Consider the following 2,723-nt stretch of genomic DNA (forward strand, 5'->3'; position numbering starts at 1 on the left):
AAACTGAGACTGTTGGTACTTTGACATAATACTTTTTGGCATGTTCAGGTGACATTTCGATAATACCTTGGTCTTTTAAACTTTTTCCTAAAATAACATATGTAGCGATATCTGCTAAGCTATATTTAGTAACTTTTGATAAAAATGGCACTGTTCTTGATGATCTAGGATTTACTTCAATAATATATACATTTTCATCCTTATCAACGATAAATTGGATATTAAATAAACCAATAATACCAATCCCTAATCCTAATTTAGTCGTATATTCTTTAATCGTATCTTTTACCTTTTCACTAATACTAAAAGTTGGATAAACACTAATTGAATCTCCAGAATGAATTCCAGTTCTTTCAACTAATTCCATGATTCCAGGAATAAATACATCTTTACCATCACAAATAGCATCAACTTCAACTTCTTTACCTCTAATATATTTATCAACTAAAACCGGTTTATCTTCATCGATTTCTACTGCTGTTTTTAAATAATGTTTTAACTGTTCATCGTTATTGATAATTTGCATTGCTCTTCCACCAAGTACAAAACTTGGTCTTACTAAAACTGGATATCCAATTTCACTAGCAACCGCTAAACCATCAAAAACATTAGTAACAGCTTTTCCTTTAGCTTGAGGAATATTTAATTTATCAAGTAATTTTTCAAAAACATCACGATTTTCAGCTCTTTCAATTCCTGTACAATCAGTTCCAATTAACTTAACACCTAATTCACTTAATGGATTGGCTAAGTTGATTGCTGTTTGTCCTCCTAAAGTCGCAATCACGCCAATTGGTTTTTCTAATTCAATGACATTCATTACGTCTTCAACACATAGTGGTTCAAAATATAATTTATCAGAACATGTATAATCAGTTGACACTGTTTCTGGATTATTATTGATAATAATTGCTTCATAACCTGCATTTTTAATTGTTGAAACGGCATGAACTGTTGAATAATCAAATTCAACCCCTTGACCAATTCGAATTGGACCAGATCCTAGAACAATAATTTTTTCTTTTTTAGAAACAATTGATTCATTTTCATCTTCATATGTTGAATAAAAATATGGAATATAACTAGAAAACTCTGAAGCACAACTATCGATCATTTTATATACTGGTAAAATATTGTTTTCTTTTCTTAAGTTTCTGATGTCAAGTTCGTTTTGATGCCAATATTGACCAATTATTTTGTCACTAAAGCCCATTTGTTTAGCTTCTTTAAGAATTTCAATATTTAATGGATTTTCTTTTAATTTAGTTTCTTGTTCAATAATATTTTCTATTTTCTTTAAAAAGAACATATCAATTGCGGTAAGATTAGCAATTGTATTTATGTCAATCTTATTTCTTAATAAAGCCGCAATTGCATAAATACGATCATCAGTACCAATTTTAATATACTCTAATAATTGTTCATTACTATATTCATCAAATTTACTATTATAAATATGCTCTAATCCAATTTCTAGTGAACGAATTGCTTTTAATAGACTTTCTTCAAATGATCTACCAATAGCCATGACTTCACCAGTAGCTTTCATTTGCGTATTTAATGAATTATTGGCATCTGCAAATTTATCAAATGGGAATCTTGGCATTTTAGTTACAATATAATCTAATGCTGGTTCAAATAAGGCTGGTGTATTAGCAAGCATGATTTCATCAAGCGTCATCCCAATTCCAATTTTTGCTGATACTCGATCAATTGGAGAACCACTTGCTTTTGAAGCTAAAGCACTTGAACGAGAAACACGAGGATTTACTTCGATTAAATAATATTGAAATGACTTAGGATCTAAGGCAAACTGAACATTACAACCACCTTCAATTTCTAATGCCCTAATGATTTTTAAAGCACTGTCTCTTAACATATGATATTCTTTATTAGTTAATGTTTGTGAAGGACATACAACAATTGAATCCCCAGTATGAATTCCTACGGGATCTAAGTTTTCCATATTACAAACTGTAATTGCTGAATCATTTTTATCTCTAATTACTTCATATTCAATTTCTTTATAACCTTTAATACTTTTTTCAATTAATACTTGATGAGTTGGTGATAATGTTAATGCATGTTTTATTAAACCCTTTAATTCTTTTTCATCATCAGCAAATCCACCACCAGTTCCACCAAGTGTAAAGGCTGGTCTTAAAACTACCGGATAACCGATTTTCTTTGCCACTTCAATTCCTTCTTCAATTGAATTTGCAATATCTGATGGTAATACTGGTTCATTTAAACTAGTACACAATTCTTTAAATAACTCACGGTCTTCAGCTTGTTCAATACTTTTACTTCTTGTTCCTAATAATTCAACTTGGCATTCTTTTAAGATTCCCTTTTTTTCTAATTGCATTGCTAGATTTAGCCCTGTTTGACCACCAATTCCAGGTAAGATAGCATCGGGACGTTCATAACGAATGATTTTAGCGATAAATTCCAAAGTTAGTGGTTCCATATAAACTTTATCTGCAATAGTTGTATCTGTCATAATTGTTGCTGGATTGGAGTTACACAATACGACTTCATACCCTTCTTCTTTTAACGCTAAACATGCTTGTGTTCCCGCATAATCAAATTCAGCTGCTTGCCCAATGACAATCGGTCCTGAACCAATTACTAAAACTTTTTTTATATCTGTTCTTTTAGGCATTTTTTTCTTCCTCCATTAATTGAATAAATGTATCAAATAAATAGGCACTATCTTGAGG

1 protein-coding gene is annotated in these 2,723 nt (G+C 30.6%); it reads right to left on the reverse strand.

Annotation, left to right across the window (positions count from 1 at the left end; translation table 11 throughout):
* Window positions 1-2,665: carbamoyl-phosphate synthase large subunit (gene carB, locus ACLR9T_RS13710; protein ID WP_413110054.1), on the reverse strand; the 2,665-nt coding region annotated here is incomplete at its 3' end.
* Window positions 2,666-2,723: the final 58 nt, after the last annotated feature.

Source organism: Thomasclavelia sp., assembly GCF_047249845.1.
GTDB lineage: Bacteria > Bacillota_I > Bacilli_A > Erysipelotrichales > Coprobacillaceae > Thomasclavelia.